The sequence below is a fragment of the Vibrio sp. 10N.247.310.17 genome (assembly GCF_041466605.1).
GTDB classification, from domain to species: Bacteria; Pseudomonadota; Gammaproteobacteria; order Enterobacterales; family Vibrionaceae; genus Vibrio; species Vibrio tasmaniensis_A.
The window spans coordinates 11,126-29,911 of the sequence record NZ_JBFSTC010000041.1 but is presented as its reverse complement, the minus strand read 5'-3'; the positions used below and the strand labels follow the sequence as shown (position 1 = coordinate 29,911).

Annotated in this window: 11 protein-coding genes and 1 pseudogene; 7 read left to right on the top strand and 5 right to left on the bottom strand. The window is 44.1% G+C overall.

Annotated features, from left to right (window positions below; all coding sequences use genetic code 11):
• Window positions 1-96 precede the first annotated feature (96 nt).
• From AB6D80_RS12890 to AB6D80_RS12870, 5 genes are all read left to right on the top strand, one after another.
• Window positions 97-1,017, top strand: a complete 921-nt coding sequence (locus AB6D80_RS12890; protein WP_012604233.1) for an HDOD domain-containing protein — start codon at window positions 97-99, stop codon at window positions 1,015-1,017.
• Between the two features lie 54 nt (window positions 1,018-1,071).
• A complete protein-coding gene (locus AB6D80_RS12885) occupies window positions 1,072-1,977 on the top strand; it encodes a lysine exporter LysO family protein (RefSeq protein WP_372049831.1) in 906 nt (301 codons plus the stop codon).
• 174 nt (window positions 1,978-2,151) lie between these two features.
• Window positions 2,152-2,679 (top strand): hypothetical protein, encoded by a 528-nt coding sequence (locus AB6D80_RS12880; protein WP_009847065.1) that lies wholly within the window; start codon window positions 2,152-2,154, stop codon window positions 2,677-2,679.
• Window positions 2,680-2,797: 118 nt separating this feature from the next.
• A complete protein-coding gene (gene panP / locus AB6D80_RS12875) occupies window positions 2,798-4,441 on the top strand; it encodes a pyridoxal-dependent aspartate 1-decarboxylase PanP (RefSeq protein WP_017101464.1) in 1,644 nt (547 codons plus the stop codon).
• A 359-nt stretch (window positions 4,442-4,800) separates the two neighbouring features.
• On the top strand, window positions 4,801-5,655 hold the full coding sequence (locus AB6D80_RS12870; RefSeq protein ID WP_004734686.1) for a MurR/RpiR family transcriptional regulator: 855 nt from the start codon (window positions 4,801-4,803) through the stop codon (window positions 5,653-5,655).
• Window positions 5,656-5,790: 135 nt separating this feature from the next.
• Here the strand turns inward: AB6D80_RS12870 and AB6D80_RS12865 are convergent, their stop codons facing one another.
• On the bottom strand, window positions 5,791-7,083 hold the full coding sequence (locus AB6D80_RS12865) for an iron-containing alcohol dehydrogenase (protein WP_017101463.1): 1,293 nt from the start codon (window positions 7,081-7,083) through the stop codon (window positions 5,791-5,793).
• Between the two features lie 510 nt (window positions 7,084-7,593).
• Here AB6D80_RS12865 and AB6D80_RS12860 point away from each other — a divergent pair.
• Both AB6D80_RS12860 and AB6D80_RS12855 read left to right on the top strand, forming a co-directional pair.
• A complete protein-coding gene (locus AB6D80_RS12860; protein WP_009847069.1) occupies window positions 7,594-7,857 on the top strand; it encodes a GrxA family glutaredoxin in 264 nt (87 codons plus the stop codon).
• 247 nt (window positions 7,858-8,104) lie between these two features.
• Window positions 8,105-9,787 carry an aspartate:alanine antiporter gene (locus AB6D80_RS12855; protein WP_012604238.1) on the top strand — a complete coding sequence of 561 codons (1,683 nt, stop codon included), beginning with the start codon at window positions 8,105-8,107 and terminating at the stop codon, window positions 9,785-9,787.
• Between the two features lie 175 nt (window positions 9,788-9,962).
• On the opposite strand, the gene fabV is transcribed toward AB6D80_RS12855, so the two are convergent.
• The 4 genes and pseudogenes from fabV to AB6D80_RS12835 all read right to left on the bottom strand — a co-directional run bounded on the left by fabV (window position 9,963) and on the right by AB6D80_RS12835 (window position 18,591).
• Window positions 9,963-11,165, bottom strand: a complete 1,203-nt coding sequence (fabV, locus tag AB6D80_RS12850) for an enoyl-ACP reductase FabV (RefSeq protein ID WP_009847071.1) — start codon at window positions 11,163-11,165, stop codon at window positions 9,963-9,965.
• 209 nt (window positions 11,166-11,374) lie between these two features.
• Window positions 11,375-13,657 (bottom strand): acyl-CoA dehydrogenase, encoded by a 2,283-nt coding sequence (locus tag AB6D80_RS12845; protein WP_017101462.1) that lies wholly within the window; start codon window positions 13,655-13,657, stop codon window positions 11,375-11,377.
• A gap of 55 nt (window positions 13,658-13,712) precedes the next feature.
• Entirely contained in the window at window positions 13,713-14,342 is a 630-nt protein-coding gene (locus AB6D80_RS12840) for a TetR/AcrR family transcriptional regulator (protein ID WP_041472843.1), read from the bottom strand.
• Window positions 14,343-14,782: 440 nt separating this feature from the next.
• Window positions 14,783-18,591 (bottom strand): annotated as a pseudogene (locus tag AB6D80_RS12835) (VCBS domain-containing protein).
• Between the last annotated feature and the right edge of the window lie 195 nt (window positions 18,592-18,786).

Genomic DNA, 18,786 nt, shown 5'->3' with positions numbered 1-18,786 from the left:
CCGTTCAAGTTATCAAAGCTTATGTGGTTCGATGAGTATTGCCTCGCAGCATCGCGGCTTGTAAAATGGTACGACATACATGTTCTTACTCTTAATATGAATCATTTATCATTTTTCTGGCTACCACAAAATAAAGCTCTTCTCCTTAAGGGCCTAGAATCCGAGTTTGCCCAACTTGTTGGACATTCCATCTCAGCGGGAAAAATAACTCTTCCTCCGATTCCTGAGGTTGTACTTAAAATTCAAAAGCTTTGTACTCTTGAACCAACAGGCGTCGCCGAAGTTGCCGAGTGCTTACTTGAAGACCCAGGGCTGACAGCAATCGTGATCAGAGTTGCTAACTCAGTTGTCTTCAACAGACGCAATATTACTTGTGTCGATGTTATGACGGCCGTATCGCGTCTTGGTATATTGAGAGTGCGTGACATTGTCACGGCTCAGGCTATTGAACAACTTAAACATTCCGTCAATTTGAATAAAGAGTGCAACGAGCTATTGGTTCAGAGCGCTTCTGTATCAAAAGAACTCGCCGCAACTATGGTGTTAGTCACTAACCTATTTAAAGAACTATCCCCTACCGAATACCGTTATCTAGAGCATGAAAAGTCACTACTTGTTGGGTTACTTGCAGACATTGGCTTGTTCTGTTTGGTTAGTGAATATCACCTCTACCTAGACAACGGGAACTATTTAGATCACGACATCGCACTGCAAATATTCCAAGGCCAATGTTCAGCAACCAGTAAGTTGGTCCTTAGACGCTGGGGTTTCGACAGCGACTTTATCGATGTGTGCAGCAACACCATTAATAATCACGAAGAGCGCGAGGTGTCTTACCTTGATATTGCGCGAATAGCTAACCACCTACTGATGTTTAGAAACAAGGATGAGAACATTGATGAGCACGAAGTAGAACTAAACGTGACAGGAGCGGAAGTACTTTATAAATTAAGCAACTTGAGCAAACAGGATTTTAATGCAAAGCTAAGTGACGTGATCAATACTAGCGGCTTCTAAGTTACTGTTAAATTGCTAGTAAATGCAATATGAAGTCAATGCAATGGGGAAAGCATGTTTACAGGGATGATCTTTATATTTGCGCCACTCGTCGTGGGGTATCTTTTTTCAATTTCGAACGCTCAGACGCTAGAATTTATCAACCGCTCTACTTCGCGGTTGATCTACGTGATTCTCGCGTTAATGGGACTTAGCTTAGCCGCACTCGATAACCTAGGCAGTAACCTGCAGACAATTCTTCTATACACGGCCACTTTCTTCGTCTGCTTAAGCGTTTGTAATCTAATGGCGCTACCTGCTATTGATAAGTTACTGCCACTCCAGACAGACAGTTGTAATAAGAAACTCCCCCTGTCTTCTATGGCGATGGAGTCTGCCAAACTCATCTTAGTGGTCGGTTCCGGCCTTATTGCGGGTTTAGTTCTGCCTATTGGACTTGATTGGGTTGATACCGCGAGTGAATGGATTCTGTTTGTTCTACTGTTCTTTATTGGCATTCAGTTACGCAATAGCGGACTAACACTTCGTCAAATCTTACTCAACAAGCACGGTATGGTAATCGCAATCGCAATCATCACCACCTCAATGCTTGGTGGTATTATTGCGGCTTATATCCTTGATATTCCTTTGTTCAGAGCCTTGGCAATGTCTTCAGGGTTTGGCTGGTATTCTTTAGCCGGTATCTTGATGGGTGACGCCTTTGGTCCTATTTATGGTGGCGCTTCTTTCATGCTTGAGCTGTTAAGAGAGTTAGTTGCTTTAATACTTATTCCTGTGCTGATCCGAAGCTACCCATGCACATCGATTGGTTATGCAGGCGCAACAGCGATGGATTTCACATTACCTGTCATTCAAACCACAGGTGGCGTTCGGTGCGTGCCAGTCGCCATAGTCAGTGGCTTTATCCTCAGCTTGCTTGTCCCGATTTTGATGTTGTTCTTTGTATCTCTTGCTAACTAGATCGCAGGAATAGCGTTTGTTTTAGATTAGAATGCAACTCGAATACCGATGCCCAAGACACCGATACAGTTACCGAAATAAAAAGACACTAAGTGTCATTGCTCAACAAATAATGATCACGGTAATCTGTAACGACAACGTTATAAAAAGAATAAACTTACAAAAGGAACCGCTATGAAACGCCTTTGCGTCGCATTACTGCTAGCTTCAACTTCGACTTTCTCTTTTGCAGCAGATTCAATGTCTGAGACAAATCAGTGCCAAGCAAAAAAATATGATGCGTACATCGACGCCTCTTTAGGTTGGTATGCTGACCTCGCTACATTAACTTCTGAGCAATACCCAGAATTGACAGAAGTAAGCGAGTGGTTCCTAGAAGGTCGTAAGCACCACTTCGAGCTTAATCGCGCTGCGGTAAACTACTACCTTGTGAACGATTCAAGCAAAGTGGCAACAGAGCAACCGGTAGAAGGCTGGCTGCAACTGGAACAACACGACATTAAGACGTTATCAACACGTGATGATGAACTTGGTAGAATTGCGAAAACAACGTTCGACGACCGCCAATCAACACCTCACGCTCAAAACTACGAGCTACGTTCCGCCTTTGCTGAGCTGCTTAGTCACCCTAAGCAAATCGATACAGCACTGCAGCGTTACAACCAGTCGATCGCCAAACTAGAAGCGATCAAGTGTAAATAACCCTTAATTTACTATGCTTTTATGGGAAGTTGGATTTCATAATTAAGACGGGACATTGTTCCCGTTTTCGTTTAGATTATCCCGCTCGCGTCAATATAAGAAAAATAACTCGCTTGCTATGGTTACGGAACAAAAAACAGCAGATGTTAGCTTTGACAGTCTTCTACGTATCTTTACAGTACCAGAAGGCCCAGACTCAACACTCACTCAAATCGAAGACAAACTTTCACGAAACCTGAATCAATTCTTACGTGAACACATTGTGGCTGAAGAAAAGCCATTACGTGAGATTGAGAAAGATTTTTCGAATGCTCATATCCCAGAGCAGCCTGAGTTTGTTTCAGAACATACCGAGCATCTCCTCGATTCTCTTGTATCTCATTCTGTACATACGTCGTCGCCAAGTTTTATTGGTCACATGACGTCTGCGCTACCCTATTTCCTGATGCCGCTGTCTAAAATCATGATTGCGCTAAATCAGAATCTAGTAAAAATCGAGACCTCAAAAGCTTTCACTCCCTTAGAACGTCAAGTTCTGGGTATGTTACATCGCCTGATTTATCAGGATAGCGACCAGTTTTATTCTCGCTGGATGCACAGTGCCAACCACTCTTTAGGAGCGTTTTGTTCTGGCGGTACCATCGCGAATATTACTGCGCTTTGGGTTGCTCGTAACAATGCGCTAAAAGCACAAGGTTCGTTCAAAGGTGTGGAAAAAGAAGGCTTATTTAAAGCCATGAAGCACTACGGCTACGAAGGCCTTGCTATCTTGGTTTCTGAACGTGGTCACTACTCTCTGAAAAAAGCAGCGGATGTCCTTGGTATTGGTCAAGAAGGTCTAGTGTCTGTTAAAACAGATAACGACAACCGCATTTGTACGGACGACCTAAGACTCAAGATTGAACAGCTCAAGCAGAATAAGATAAAGCCTTTCGCTGTCATTGGTGTGGCTGGTACAACCGAAACCGGTAATATCGACCCTCTAAGAGACATTGCAGAAGTGTGTGCTGAATCCGATTGTCATTTCCATGTTGATGCCGCTTGGGGCGGTGCGACTCTAATGTCGAACAACCATCGTCACCTACTTGATGGTATTGAATTGGCTGATTCAGTTACGATTGATGCACATAAACAGCTTTATATCCCTATGGGTGCTGGCATGGTTTTGTTTAAGAAGCCAGATGCGATGACCGCAATCGAACATCACGCTCAATACATCCTTCGCAAAGGCTCAAAAGACTTAGGTAGCCATACGTTAGAAGGCTCTCGTTCAGGTATGGCAATGTTAGTCTACGCCTCAATGCACATCATCAGTCGCCCTGGGTATGAACTGCTAATCGACCAGAGCATCAATAAAGCGCGCTACTTTGCTGACCTGATTAAAGATCAAAACGACTTCGAACTGGTTTCAGAGCCTGAGCTTTGCCTACTGACCTATCGCTATGTGCCTGAATCAGTCAAAGCAGCACTACTCAAGGCTAAAGCACCAGAGCGTGTTGAACTGAATGAGCTACTGAATGAACTGACCAAGTTTATTCAGAAGAAGCAACGTGAAACGGGCAAGTCTTTCGTATCGCGAACGCGCTTAAACCCCGAAATATGGGCGCATCAGCCAATCATCGTTTTCCGTGTAGTATTAGCAAATCCACTGACGGGCAACGATATTCTCTCTTCAGTGCTTGAAGAACAGCGTGAAATCTCTAAACTAGCACCCAATTTGATGAGTAAAATCACCAAATTGGTTAAGCTAATCAACGCCTAGCCATTCAATTTTAGTTGCATCAAATTGAAAATTTCTTTCTTTTTGATGTAACTTAGCTGTCAGTTCATACTCAATTTGCATTCTTTTTGCTCTAATCCTCTTCCAATTCTGTAGTTTTCTAAAATTTTGTTGAGGTTTGTCATATTCTTAAGCATTGATGCCGTGTTTTTGTATTAGTGAATAGTATCTTGGGTTTATACTGACTCTATGGTGCTAGTTAGCTTGATATCTATTTGATACAGTAGAATTTACAATACCGAATATAAGTTTGGTTTTGTATTTTCTTATATTTGTTTCAGCCATACCCCCTGGTAAAAGATATTAACTAGCAAGTTGTTCTCTATACCCTTGTGAACACTATGAATACATTAGAAAAAATACAAAAAAACCTGGAAAATTTCAGCAAGTCTGAGCGTAAGGTAGCCGAAGTAATCATGGCTTCCCCTCAAACTGCAATTCATTCTAGCATTGCTACCTTAGCTAAAATGGCTGACGTGAGTGAGCCTACAGTTAACCGCTTCTGTCGTCGTTTAGACACAAAGGGCTTCCCTGACTTTAAACTTCACCTAGCTCAAAGCTTGGCGAACGGTACACCTTACGTGAACCGTAATGTTGAAGAAGATGACGGCCCAGATGCTTACACGCATAAGATTTTTGAATCAACTATGGCTTGTCTAGATGTTGCTAAAAACAGTTTAGACGCGATGCAAGTAAACCGAGCGGTTGACTTACTGACTCAAGCAAAACGCATTTCGTTCTTCGGACTGGGTGCCTCTTCTGCTGTAGCCAAAGATGCTCAAAACAAATTCATTCGTTTCAATATCCCAATCACTTGTTTCGAAGACATCGTGATGCAACGCATGAGCTGCATTAACTGCAGTGATAACGATGTTATTGTTCTGATCTCTCACACTGGCCGCACTAAAAGCCAAGTAGAGATTGCGAACTTAGCTCGTGAAAACGGCGCGACAGTTATCGCTATCACAGCAAAAGACTCTCCGCTAGATAAAGCGAGTTCTCTGTCTATCTCATTGGATGTACCGGAAGACACTGACGTTTACATGCCAATGGCAAGTCGTGTTGTTCAGATGACGGTTATCGATGTGTTAGCAACAGGCTTTACGCTTCGTCGTGGTTCTGGCTTCCGAGAGAACCTGAAACGAGTAAAAGAGTCACTTCGTGATTCACGTTACGAAAAGTACTCTCAGTTCTAATCTGTTAAGATGTGAGCTTAAGAATTCAATTGAAAAACGGAGCCTAGAGCTCCGTTTTTATTTGTCTGTTTAAATGGGTTTGTGCTGTGATTGATTATACTGTGTCTGGTTATGCCAAGAGCAGATTGAAGACTGTTAGATAGTCCAGCTATTGCCCTTCTCAACCACGCTGTTCTCGGACGCATAAGAATTGATAATGGTAAAGCTCGACTCGGCGGCAGGCTCTTGCTCAATTTGATTCATTGAAGCTCCCTCATGATGCCCTTCTACACAACCACACTTCTCGCAAACCTTCTTCAGAATATGTACGAGTCGTTCTTGGTTCAGCGGTAAAGGGTTCCCTTTAATCGCCACCGACTTGAGCGCGTCGGCAGACACCTCATCAAACTGGGCTTCACAGACACCAAATTCCAGTAAGCTTGGAAGCTTGAGCGTATCCAACACTTCAGACAACCAAGAAATTGCCTCTTCCTCTGTTGCTTCTACGTTACCTGTCACTATCTGAGAAATTCGCTGATAACGCGCTAGGATGTCACTCCTCTGCTGCTCCTTCGCAGCAGCTATATTCTCTAACATCACAAATGGTGCTAAACGTGCAGTTATCACACTATGAGGAGCCGAGATTTTGCCACCTAGCGCAGAAGCTAAACCATGCGCAGCGCCAAGTTTGGCGTTAGTTATCGCTATTCCCCCTAACATAGAGGAAAACGCGAGATCAGAACGCGCTTGAGGTTCATCGTAGATACACGCCTGAATGACAGAACCACTCAGCTTACGTAAGCCTTCTTCACAGATCATATCAGTCAGTGGGTTCGGTTCACCGCACACATAGGCTTCCATTAGATGGGTAAATGCGTCCATAGCACCTCGCCCCGATAAATACAGATTCGTACCATGAGTTAGGGTTGGGTCAACAATCGCAACGTCAGCCAGCATGTCTGGGTTTCTAAGGCTGATTTTCACTTGGTCTTGCCCTGATTTCAGCACCGCGTTTTTAGTGACTTCTGCACCTGTACTCGCTGTGGTTGGAATCGCAATGAACGGAAGCGGTTTGGTTTTAAGAGGGACATTACGCCCAACGACTTCAACATAGTCATACAAACTACCTTGGTTAGGTAAAACCGCGGCTAACGCTTTGCCCATATCGATGGCGCTACCGCCCCCCATAGCGACAACCATATCTGGCTTAAATCGACGTGCAGAAATAGCAGCCTCCTCAACCATTTTGATATTAGGTTCACCGGATACGGCAATGTGTTGATAACGCATACTCTGTGCATCGAGATAGTCAGTGACTATTGAAGTGCGCTCTAATGTATTGCCAGTCACCAATAGCACGCTGTAACCGTATTGATTAAAGAGAGACAATGAAGCGGAGAGTGCTCCATCACCAAAGATGATCTTTGTAGATGTCATAAATTGAAACATGGTGCCTCCTGCGTCTATGACCGAACAAAACTGCGAACTCTTGGTTTTTAGGAAATTGGTCTCTTGGATTTCACATTTGAAATTCGATTTTCGTATTTACAACACAATCTCGGCACCCCAAATACGAATGCACTAAAACATCATTACTTCAGACTGCTTACAGAATATGGTTCCATACCTAGATAAAGGATGCCTCGTTCTGCGTTTGATTTTTTTGACAAAGTGCAACTTGTCGCACTAAATATCGACTAAAGTTGCAATCTTAGGGGTAATTCACATACTAATATTGAGGGAATTCACGATGACAGTGGCCAGTAAACAAGACTCTAGCCTTTTATGATTAATATTTGCGCTGATAGGCAAAACCTATCGTATTAAGAGGCAATTCCATCTTTATTTCCCCATGCCATTGAGGCATAGTTGGTTTTAAGAAATTTTGAGTGGCATTCATAAAAGAATAGTTAACATAAATGAGTTAACGAGCCTCATCCCGTATTTAGGAGAAATTAAATGTTTGTAGTTATTTTTGGTCGCCCTGCTTGTCCATTCTGTGTTCGCGCAAAAGAGCATGCTGAAACTCTTAAAGCTAAACGCGATGACTTCAACTACCGTTACGTTGACATCCACGCTGAAGGCATCAGCAAAGCTGACCTAGAGAAGACTGTTGGTAAACCTGTAGACACAGTTCCACAAATCTTCATCGACCAAGATCACATTGGCGGCTGCACAGAATTTGAAGCATACGCAAAAGAAAACCTAGGTCTTTTCGACTAAGCTGGAATTTCTCAAACGAAAATCGAGGCTAAAGCCTAAACAGCTGATAGATAAAACAGTTAGACTGTATGATTGATATAAAGCCCGCTCATTGCAGCGGGCTTTTTTATGACAATTTTTCAACCGGAGTAAGATTAAGGTCAATATCGAATAAAATTGAAAATAGCACTTATAATTTATTTATATTTAGATACAATTCATTCCTCAAACTGATCCTGTGTTTCACGCTAATTATTGAGCAATCACTGTGAATATCGACGTTGTCTTGCTGTTAAAACAAAACCCCATCCTTCTCATTTTTGTTGTGTTATCTATTGGCCTCGCCATTGGTAAAATTCGTTTCGGTAGTCTCCAACTAGGAAATTCAATCGGTGTTCTGATTACTTCTCTTATCATGGGACATCTTGGCTTTTCCTTTAACGCCGACGCTCTCACGATTGGTTTCATGCTCTTCATTTACTGTGTAGGTATTGAAGCTGGCCCCAACTTCTTCGGTATATTCTTCAGAGACGGTAAGCATTACCTCATTCTTAGCCTCGTTGTACTTTCTACGGCTATTGCCCTTACTTATTTTTGCAGCGAATATTTAGGTCTTGGTTTCGGACTTTCCGCCGGCATGATGGCGGGAGCACTAACTGCAACACCAATATTAGTTGGTGCGCAAGATGCACTCAATTCAGGTTTAGCTGAAGTGCCAAGAAACATGGACCTGGGTCTGGTTATAGAAAACCTCTCTGTAGGTTACGCGATGGCTTATTTAGTCGGCTTAATCAGTATGATTATGTTTGCCCGCCTTATTCCAAAGCTTCAGAAAGTAAACCTACACGACTCTGCAGAACAAATAGCTCAAGAGCGCGGCCTAGGCACCTCTGGCCAGCGTAAGGTTTACTTACCCATTATCCGAGCTTATCGTGTGGGACCAGAGCTAATTACCTGGACTGATGGCAAGAACCTTCGTGAGCTTGGCATCTATCGCCAAACTGGTTGCTACATCGAGCGGATTCGACGTAATGGTATTCTTGCCCACCCTGATGGCGATGCCATTCTGCAAGAAGGCGATGAAATCGCATTAGTTGGCTTCCCTGACAGCCACGCTCGTCTTGATCCAAGTTTCCGAAACGGCAAAGAGGTTTTTGACCGTAACCTTCTCGATCTACGAATCGTTGAAGAAGAGATCGTCGTTAAAAGCGACAACATCGCGGGTAAGCGTTTATCTGACTTAAACTTATCCGAATACGGCTGTTTCCTTAATCGCGTAGTAAGAGCTCAAATTGAAATGCCGATGGACTTAAACATCGTACTTTCTAAAGGTGATGTACTGCAGGTGAGTGGTGAAAAGAGCCGTGTTCACGGCCTTGCAGAAAAAATTGGTTTCATCTCGATTCACAGCCAAATGGCCGATTTGACGGCTTTCTGTAGCTTCTTCATTCTGGGTATTTTGTTTGGTTTGATCACCATGACATTCGGCCAAGTCTCATTTGGTTTAGGTAATGCAGTTGGTCTTCTTCTATCGGGCATCATGCTTGGCTTCTTACGAGCGAACCACCCTACCTTCGGTTACGTTCCTCAAGGGGCGTTGAATATGGTCAAAGATCTCGGTTTGATGTTCTTTATGGTCGGTATCGGCTTGAGCGCTGGTGGTAAGATATTTGAGCATTTGACCCAAGTGGGTCCGCAAGTTATCGGGATAGCACTTATCGTGAGTGTACTGCCGGTATTCTTCGCTTACCTAGTCGGCGCTTACGCACTGAAGATGAACCGAGCTCTTCTTTTTGGAGCCATCATTGGCGCACGAACTTGTGCTCCGGCGATGGACATAGTGAATGACCACGCTCGTTCAACTATCCCAGCTCTGGGGTACGCGGGTACGTACGCGATAGCCAATATATTGATGACCTTAGCGGGTACCTTTATCATTATCATTAGCTAGTTTATTCAGCGTTATAGATTAGATATTTTAAATGCACTAATTCATCGTTGAGTTAGTGCATTTTTTATTACTTAATCTCTTTTCTCATTCCACACCTCTATACTACTTTCCTCAAACTATAGACAAAAAAAATAGGCGCTCAATGAGCTCCTATTTCGTTTATTTGATTTGTGAATTAGATGTCAGCTACATCAAATTCAACAGCTGTCTCTACATCAGCTTCGTAATCAACACCGTCAACACCGAAACCGAACAACTTCAAGAACTCTTCTTTGTACTCAACGTAGTCAGTCAGTTCTTTTAAGTTTTCAGTTGTGATTTGAGGCCATAGGTTACGACAATGCTCTTGAATGTCATCACGAAGTTCTAGGTCGTCTAGACGTAGACGGTTCACTTCATCAACTTCTGCTGCACTGCCATCTGCTTTGTATAAACGTTGGCTGAACATACGGAAGATCTGTTCCATACAACCTTCGTGAATGCCTTCTTCACGCATCTTCTTGAACACCATAGCGATGTAAAGAGGCATAACAGGAATAGCAGAGCTTGCTTGAGTCACAACTGACTTAAGAACAGCAACGTTCGCAGTACCACCAGTTTGGCCTAGTTTCTCGTTAAGCGCTGACGCTGCACGGTCTAGATCCATCTTAGCTTTACCTAGCGCGCCATCCCAGTAGATTGGCCACGTTAGCTCAGTACCGATGTAGCTGTAAGCAACAGTCTTACAACCGTCAGCTAGAACACCCGCTTCAGAAAGTGCGTTGATCCAAAGTTCCCAATCTTCACCGCCCATTACAGTAACAGTGTCTTTGATCTCTTCTTCAGTAGCAGGCTCAACGCTTGCTTCGATGATCGCATCTTTGTTTGTATCTACCGCTGTAGATGTGTACGTTTCGCCGATAGGTTTAAGAGATGAACGAATCACTTCGCCAGTCTCTGGCATTTTACGCACTGGAGATGCCAGTGAGTACACAACCATATCGATTTGACCTAGATCTTCTTTGATCAGGTCAATTGTTTTCTGTTTAGCTTCGTTAGAGAAAGCATCGCCGTTAAGGCTTTTTGAATACAGGCCTTCTTCTTTAGCTAGCTTATCGAACGCTGCTGAGTTGTAAAAACCAGCTGTGCCCGGCTTTTTCTCAGTACCGGCTTTCTCGAAGAAAACACCGATAGTTGAAGCGCCGCCACCAAATGCAGCCGCAATACGTGAAGACAAGCCGTAGCCACTTGAAGAGCCAACAACGAGTACACGTTTAGGTGCATTTGCGATTGGGCCTTGAGCTTTTGTGTAAGCAATTTGTTCTTTTACATTAGCTTCACAACCGACTGGATGTGTTGTAGTACAGATGAATCCGCGAATTCGAGGTTTGATGATCATATTCAACTTCCTTAAAAAATCAGGTTAAGGATAAGAGTTTCGTGCGCAAATGGCATCTAATTTCTGTAAAAATGTGGTGAAAATGCAAGTGGTTGGAGCACTCAACTGATATTTGCCGACTAAGTCACCATTTGTTAACGCTTCTATTGCGACTTCTACGACAAAAACAAAAAAGGCACCTTATTAGGTGCCTTTTATCATTTCGTTATCTAAGCAACGCTATTTAGCTTAGGTTTTAACTCTTTTCGCGTCAAAGTTTCACTAAAGTCATGACTGAAGTGATCAACTTGAATCGCTGTGTAACGCAGTTTATCAGCAGCAACAATTTGGTCGACTTCTACTTGTGTCAGAACGTCAGCAGCAAGTGCTTGAGCCAGTTTGTCTGCCAACAAGCCTTTACGAGCCACTTTGCCCTCTTTCACTGCTTTGAAGATCTTACGCTCCAGAGGCTTGATGCTGTACATCGCATTGAAAGCATTCTCCATAAGGCCAACACTATCATCCTCTTCCTTGCCGATGTAGCAAAGGTGAGTCAGACGTTCACGGTGTGCTCCCGGAGTCATCAAGCTTTCTGCTAGTTGAACTGTTAGGTTATCACTTGGTTTTTCGAAGTGGTTACCTACAGGGAAAACTAGACCTTTAAGTACTTTACCAACCATCTTGTTCGGGAAGTTACGGTACGCTTCTTGTAACGACTTAGCCGCATTGTGGAAACAGTGTTGAACCGCGTAGTGTACGTAGTCTAGGTCAGCTTGTTGGCGACCTTCATCTTCATACTTCTTAAGTGCAGCAGACGCCATGTATAGGTAACTTAGACCATCACCCAAACGTGCAGAGATAAGCTCTTTACGTTTCAGTTCGCCACCTAGCGTCAGCATTGCGAAATCCGCACTCACTGCAAGCGCACGGCTCAAGCGAGTCAAATCTTGGTAGTAAGGCTTCGTTGGACCACTCATGTCGGCTTTAATGAACTTAGAGCCAGTAAGTGCTGCACCAAACGCGCCAAACGTGTTTTTAGTTGCGTGTGAGATGTGCTTGAACAACAAGCTATCAAAGTCTTTTGCACCTTGCTTCTCATCTGGGTTCGCTGCCGCTTCCATTTCGCTCAATACGTATGGGTGACAACGTGTCGCACCTTGACCGAAGATCATCAGGTTACGAGTTAGAATGTTCGCACCTTCTACTGTGATAGCAACTGGAATACCTAGGTAAGGCGCAGCCAAGTAGTTCATTGGGCCATCTTGAATTGCACGACCTGAATGGATATCCATTGAGTCATTCAGAATAGTACGAGCCATCTCTGTCATGTGATACTTCGCGATAGCCGTTACGATACCCGGCTTCTCTTTCATATCCAGTGAAGTGGTTGTCAGTGTACGAGTCGCTTCTAATAGATACGTTAAACCACCAATACGGCCTAAGCTCTCTGCAACACCTTCAAATTTACCAATCGACATACCGAACTGCTTACGAACATAAGCGTATGCGCCGGTCGTTTTCGCTGTTAGGTGGCCCATCGCCGTGCCCAGTGCGGGTAATGAGATACCACGACCTGCAGACAGACATTCCACCAGCATACGCCAGCCTTTACCTGCGTAATCTGCGCCACCGATTAGCCATTCCATAGGAATAAATACATCGTGACCGCGTGTTGGACCATTCATAAACGCAAGACCAAGTGGATCATGACGCTCACCAATCACAACACCTTCGTGGTCTGCCGGGATAAGCGCACAAGTGATACCAATGTCTTCTTTGTCACCCAGTAGCTTTTCTGGATCGTGCAGTTTGAAAGCCAAACCAAGTACCGTTGCCACTGGTGCTAGCGTAATGTAACGCTTGTTCCAGTTAAGCTTGATGCCTAGTGTCTCTTTACCTTCGTGCATGCCCATACACACAGTGCCGACATCAGGGATACCACCCGCATCAGAACCTGCTTCAGGGCCTGTTAGTGCGAAACAAGGGATATCTGTACCGTCAGCTAGACGTGGAAGCCAGTAGTCTTTTTGATCTTGAGTTCCGTAGTGAGACAGTAGCTCACCAGGGCCAAGAGAGTTTGGAACCATTACCGAAACCGCGGTACTGATACTACGCGTTGCAATCTTAGTTACGATTGTAGAGTTGGCGTGCGCCGAAAATTCACGGCCGCCGTACCCTTTCGCGATAATTAGCGAGAAGAAACGTTCTTTGCGTAAAAAGTTCCAAACTTCCTCTGGAAGATCTCGGTCTTCTTTCACAATTTTGTGGTCATCTAGCATAGCGAGCAAAGTTTCAAGTTCATTATCCATGAACGATTGCTCTTCTGCTGTCAGCTGAGGTTTTGGGTACTGGTGAAGCTTAGTGAAATCTGGTTTACCAGAAAACAGCTCTCCGTCCCACCACACGCTACCCGCTTCCATCGCTTCTTTCTCGGTGCTAGATAGTGGTGGTAGTACTTTTTTAAAGAGTTTAAAAGCTGGGTCACTTACCCATTTTTGTCTTAGAGAGCTCATAGTTCAGATCCTTTTGTTCACTATATTGTTTGTGAATATTTTGCTTTTTATTGTTTTATTCTTTTGCTGACATGCCAGCGGCCAAAAATGGAATGAGAATATCGACCACTGCCTTAGCATCTATCTTTGTGTCGTAGTCATTCTCTGCAATTTCTATTAGAGCTTGGCTAGACGCCATGGTGAAAACACAAGTCCCAAGGGTGAAGTGCAATCGCCAAAATAACTGTTCTTGAGTGAGGTTGGGGTTGGCTTTCATTACTGAGTTGGTAAACAAAGTCAGTACTTCGCTATAACGAGTAGTAATAAACCAACGCAAATGACCTTGCACATCTGTATAGCCTCGACCGATGAGTAACATAAATCGACTCGTACCATTTGGCCTTACATCATTGAGTGCCCTTAGTGGCTGTCTTAAAGACTCAAACACGTCACTCATAGAATACGTTTCGTTCAAATTTAAGTTCACTAGTGCATCTTGCAATGCTGGCATAAATGCTTCTAAGTAACGATTGAGTACCGCACGAACCAGAGTCTTCTTATCGCCAAAGTGGTAGTTCACTGAAGCAAGATTGACATTGGCTTTACTCGTTATCGTGCGTAAAGAGGTGTCATTAAAACCGTGCTCAGCAAATAAGCCTTCAGCCACATCTAAGATTTTGTCTTTGGTTGTACTTCTTGGTGCCATTTCAATCACTCGTATTAAACAACTGTTTGAAATATACGCTTAGAACATTTATTTAACAAGCAAGCAACATCACATTTTCACAAATTGGTCGTACCAGTTATAAGCATTACGTTCTAAGCGATTGAATAGAGACGCGTTTAATTAAAAAGAGAAAATTAATGAATTTTTTGGGGAACTGAAATGATAATCGAGGGTCGTAAATTAAGTAGAAAACAGAGTATTTAGATGTTTAACAGGCCGTCAAACTTGTTTCTCACTGTTTTCTTAATTACTGCATTTTCCTTATTAACTCCTATACTTGTATCCGCCCAAACCGCGTTGGTTTGGGCTTTTTTTTATCTAAGATCACGGTGTTTTTTTTAGGTTAATAGTAGACACAAAAAAGCCCTCGAAACCGGAGGCTTTCATTACATTAAAGTTCAAAGCATTTCACGATCCTACTAGGCAGCATCATTTTTGATTAACTCGGCTAGCACCGAAAGATCATTGCCGAGATCAACCGAAGCTCCCATTTCCGTTGCAATACCTTCAACCACTATGGTTTGAGTATCACTGCCGCCATTGATTGGAATCGATAGTGCGATATCGTCTACATCAACAGACACTTCAATCATGCCAAGCAGCTCGGCCATTTGAGTTTCATCTTGTGGGTCTTCAAGTAGATCATTTAGGTCAATCAGATCACCGGCGCCCTCCGTATAAAGCTCAAAGTCTTTAATGATATCGGTCCCATTGTCGAGCGTAGAGTCTAGCCAAGTGAAGATGTTGTCTCCGCTATCTCCAATCAGCAGATCGTTGCCTGACTCGGCATACAAAGGTTCATTACTCGCTGCACTAATAACGTTATATTGCTGCGGTTCTTCGATATCTATGGTGACCGTCTCTACCGTGCTTTCTGCGCCATTAGAGTCGACCGCGACATAATCAAACTGCGGGTCTTCAGTTACCGCCTCGTTACCTTGGACATAGCGTAACTCCCAACTGCCCCCTGTCGATGACAACTCCATTCCAACGATCGGATTATCTGGTGATGAATAACTAAAATCATAAAGAAGTTGGCTATTTCCGGTGTCTCCGGGGTCTTTCTGATACTGCTCTGTATGCGTTGTACCATCAGCAAAGGTATAGAGTACTTCAACATAAACATTACTATTGGTGTTAAATGAACCACCCAAACCATCTAAACCAAAATCAACGACCCCTAATGGGTTATTCGTAAAATCGAGGACTAAGGTCTCCTGTTTGTTCATACCTCTACCATCGGTATCACCAATACCAAAACCGACATGAGACTGTTCACCTTGATACTGTTTCAAAGGTTTATTATTGTTGTCTTCAATCGTAACCGTAATCGTATTGCCGTTATCTAGGGTAATAAGTCTCTCGGTTGGTGACATCGCGACGCCCCAATTATAGAAACCATCAATGAGCTCTGGCATATCGTCAGAGTCACCACTGAAGCCCATTTCAAACATTTCTCCTGGCCCGGCAACGAAGCTGATATTGTTTGGAACAAACAACACACCGTTGTCGACGTCAGACTGCACAATTTCTCTCGTGACGCCATTTTCATCGGTATACAAAAGGCTGCCGTTGGTTGGCAAACTTTCTATCCGAATATTAAGTGGAATGTCGTCATGATCATCTTCTATATCTGAGATGTAATCTGGCATGCCGCCATCTTCAGAATCGAAGAGGATAGGTATAATCGCATCCTCATCATTAACGACCGTAAAGCTGGTCGCTTCAGGTGCGTCATTGACACCATTGATTGTTATCTCGATAACATGCTCTACACCATCGATGGCGGTGACGACATATCGCTCAATAACCGTGTCGTCATCGTTCAAGTATTGAACCGCATCGTTATCAACGACATAACTCCATGCCCCTTCAGGTGTAATCGTTAACATACCTAGTGCAAGTGCATAAGTAGATCCAACAGGGGTAAACACGCCATTAGGTTTAAATGCAGGCATGTCACTCGTGTCGACGTCAGTAATCGTTAAAGTACCAGACACCGAGAGTTCGTTGGTATCTTCATTGACATCGACGTCCTCTGTCACTTCTCCCACGTCAGAGTCACCTTCCCCAACCGTAATCTCAGATGGATCATCGGCACCGTTGATGGTGATGGTCACTTCACTGGTGGTTCCGTCAATCGCAGTAACCGTGTAAACCTCGGTGACAAATTCATCGTCATTGAGATATTGCACATCATCGTTGTCGACGACGTAAGTCCATTCGCCATCGTCGGTAATAGTCAACATACCCAACGCAGTATCATTGGTCGAACCTTCAGGATTAAACGTTCCGTTAGGTTGAAAAGCCGCGACATCGTTAGCATCAACATCGGTAATCGTCAGTGTTCCCGTCGCCATCAAGTCGTTACTCTCCGGATCAACATCGACATCTTCCGTCACCTCACCCATATCAGAGTCACCTTCCCCGACAGTAATTTCGGATGGATCATCAGCACCGTTGATGGTGATGGTTACTTCACTGGTGGTTCCATCAATCGCAGTAACCGTGTAAACCTCGGTGACAAACTCATCGTCATCAAGATATTGCACATTGTCGTTGTCTACCACATAAGTCCATTCGCCATCGTCGGTAATAGTCAACATACCCAACGCGGTATCATTGGTCGAACCTTCTGGATTAAACGTACCATTTGGTTGAAAAGCCGCGACATCGTTAGCATCAACATCGGTAATCGTCAGTGTTCCCGTCGCCATCAAGTCGTTACTCTCCGGGTCAACATCGACATCTTCCGTCACCTCACCCATGTCTGAGTCACCTTCTCCTACGGTAATCTCGGACGGATCATCGGCACCGTTAATAGTAATGGTCACTTCGCTCGTGGTTCCGTCTATTGCAGTAACCGTGTAAACCTCGGTGACAAACTCATCGTCGTCAAGGTATTGCACATCATCGTTGTTGACGACGTAAGTCCATTCGCCACCATCGGTAATGGTCAAAAAACCCAGAGCGGTATCATTGGTCGAACCTTCTGGGTTAAACACACCGTTTGGTTCGAAAGCAGCGACGTCGTTATCGTCGACATCGGTGATGGTTAGCGTCCCTGACGTCGCTAAGTTGTTGCTCTCTTGATCAACATCCACATCCTCAGTCACTTCTCCTGTGTCTGAATCACCTTCACCAACGGTTATGTCAGATGGATCATCGGCACCGTTAATAGTGATAGTCACTTCGCTAGTGGTACCGTCACTGGCTGTCACGGTATAAACCTCAGTAACGAATTCATCGTCATCCAAGTACTGAACATCGTCGTTGTTAACTACGTAAGTCCAAGCACCATCAGGGTCGATGCTCAATACGCCTAGCTGTGATTCGTTTGTTGAACCTACGAGGTTAAACTCACCGTCAGCTGAATAGGTAGGAGTGTCGCTGTCTACATCTGTAATTACGATCTGACCAGACGTCACTAATTGATTGGTGATCTCATCTACATCAATGTCCTCAGTCACACTGCCCGAGTCATCGGTAGCCACTGCCGCATCATCAGTACCAATGATGGTGACGGTGATGACTTGTTCGCCACCGTCGGAGGTTTGCACTGTCGTCGTATCTTGAATTTGCTCGCCATCAGCAAGTTCATCAAATGGACTGTTAGCCACGAATGTCCACGAGCCATCCTCATTAACGACAAAAGACCCGAACCCATTTTCGCCTTCCGCATCTTTGGCGATAAAGGTAACGTCCGGATCGTCAATGGTTAAAGCGCCCCGGTTTCAATAGGCTCATCCTGTTCAAACTCAATAACGTTGGTTTCACCTGAAACAAGCGCAAGAGCAATGATATCGAAAAGAGCAATACTTTGAGTTTCGGACAGCCCTTGAGATTCAAGTCCGTCAGTTTCAAAGTTTGTTGAAGCCAGAGTTTCAGCCCCTGTACGTTCAATCCTACCGCTGTTGATTAGACTTGAGCCTTGCTCACCTGCTGCGGCATCAAACTCTTCACCCAATTCTGTTGGATCAAACCCTTCTTCAATAGCACGTTGAACTTGAGCGATCGCATCATCAGTGTCTATCACGTTTTGCTGACCTTGGTCATCGACAAACCGTGCAGAAACGTTTGGCACGCTCTCTTCAGTTGTTTCGACAGTGACAATGACGTCGCTAGCAGCTGGTTGCTCGCCCGGAGGCAAACGTCTAACTTGGCCTTGAGCGTCGATCACTATAACGCCGTTCGCAAGACCTAGTATACTTAGGTTGATATTTCCCATATCCATATTCCCACTTCTGCCCAGAACACACCAAACGCGGATCCAATCTCACTCTGCGCTGTGGCTATTTCCTACAATAAATTTAGTAGTGGCATTATTGATAATCAACTCACTAAAGACATGGAAATGCGATGCTTTTTAAATTAGTCAATGGCAATAGCGACTTACATTCAAAAAAAAACCAACAAACTTCGC

What these genes read in the sequence shown, in the direction of transcription:
- AB6D80_RS12890 (WP_012604233.1), top strand. Translation starts at nt 97, where the DNA reads ATGAATCATTTATCATTTTTCTGGCTACCACAAAATAAAGCTCTTCTC.
- AB6D80_RS12885 (WP_372049831.1), top strand. Translation starts at nt 1,072, where the DNA reads ATGTTTACAGGGATGATCTTTATATTTGCGCCACTCGTCGTGGGGTAT.
- AB6D80_RS12880 (WP_009847065.1), top strand. Translation starts at nt 2,152, where the DNA reads ATGAAACGCCTTTGCGTCGCATTACTGCTAGCTTCAACTTCGACTTTC.
- panP (WP_017101464.1), top strand. Translation starts at nt 2,798, where the DNA reads ATGGTTACGGAACAAAAAACAGCAGATGTTAGCTTTGACAGTCTTCTA.
- AB6D80_RS12870 (WP_004734686.1), top strand. Translation starts at nt 4,801, where the DNA reads ATGAATACATTAGAAAAAATACAAAAAAACCTGGAAAATTTCAGCAAG.
- AB6D80_RS12865 (WP_017101463.1), bottom strand. Translation starts at nt 7,083, where the DNA reads ATGTTTCAATTTATGACATCTACAAAGATCATCTTTGGTGATGGAGCA.
- AB6D80_RS12860 (WP_009847069.1), top strand. Translation starts at nt 7,594, where the DNA reads ATGTTTGTAGTTATTTTTGGTCGCCCTGCTTGTCCATTCTGTGTTCGC.
- fabV (WP_009847071.1), bottom strand. Translation starts at nt 11,165, where the DNA reads ATGATCATCAAACCTCGAATTCGCGGATTCATCTGTACTACAACACAT.
- AB6D80_RS12845 (WP_017101462.1), bottom strand. Translation starts at nt 13,657, where the DNA reads ATGAGCTCTCTAAGACAAAAATGGGTAAGTGACCCAGCTTTTAAACTC.
- AB6D80_RS12840 (WP_041472843.1), bottom strand. Translation starts at nt 14,342, where the DNA reads ATGGCACCAAGAAGTACAACCAAAGACAAAATCTTAGATGTGGCTGAA.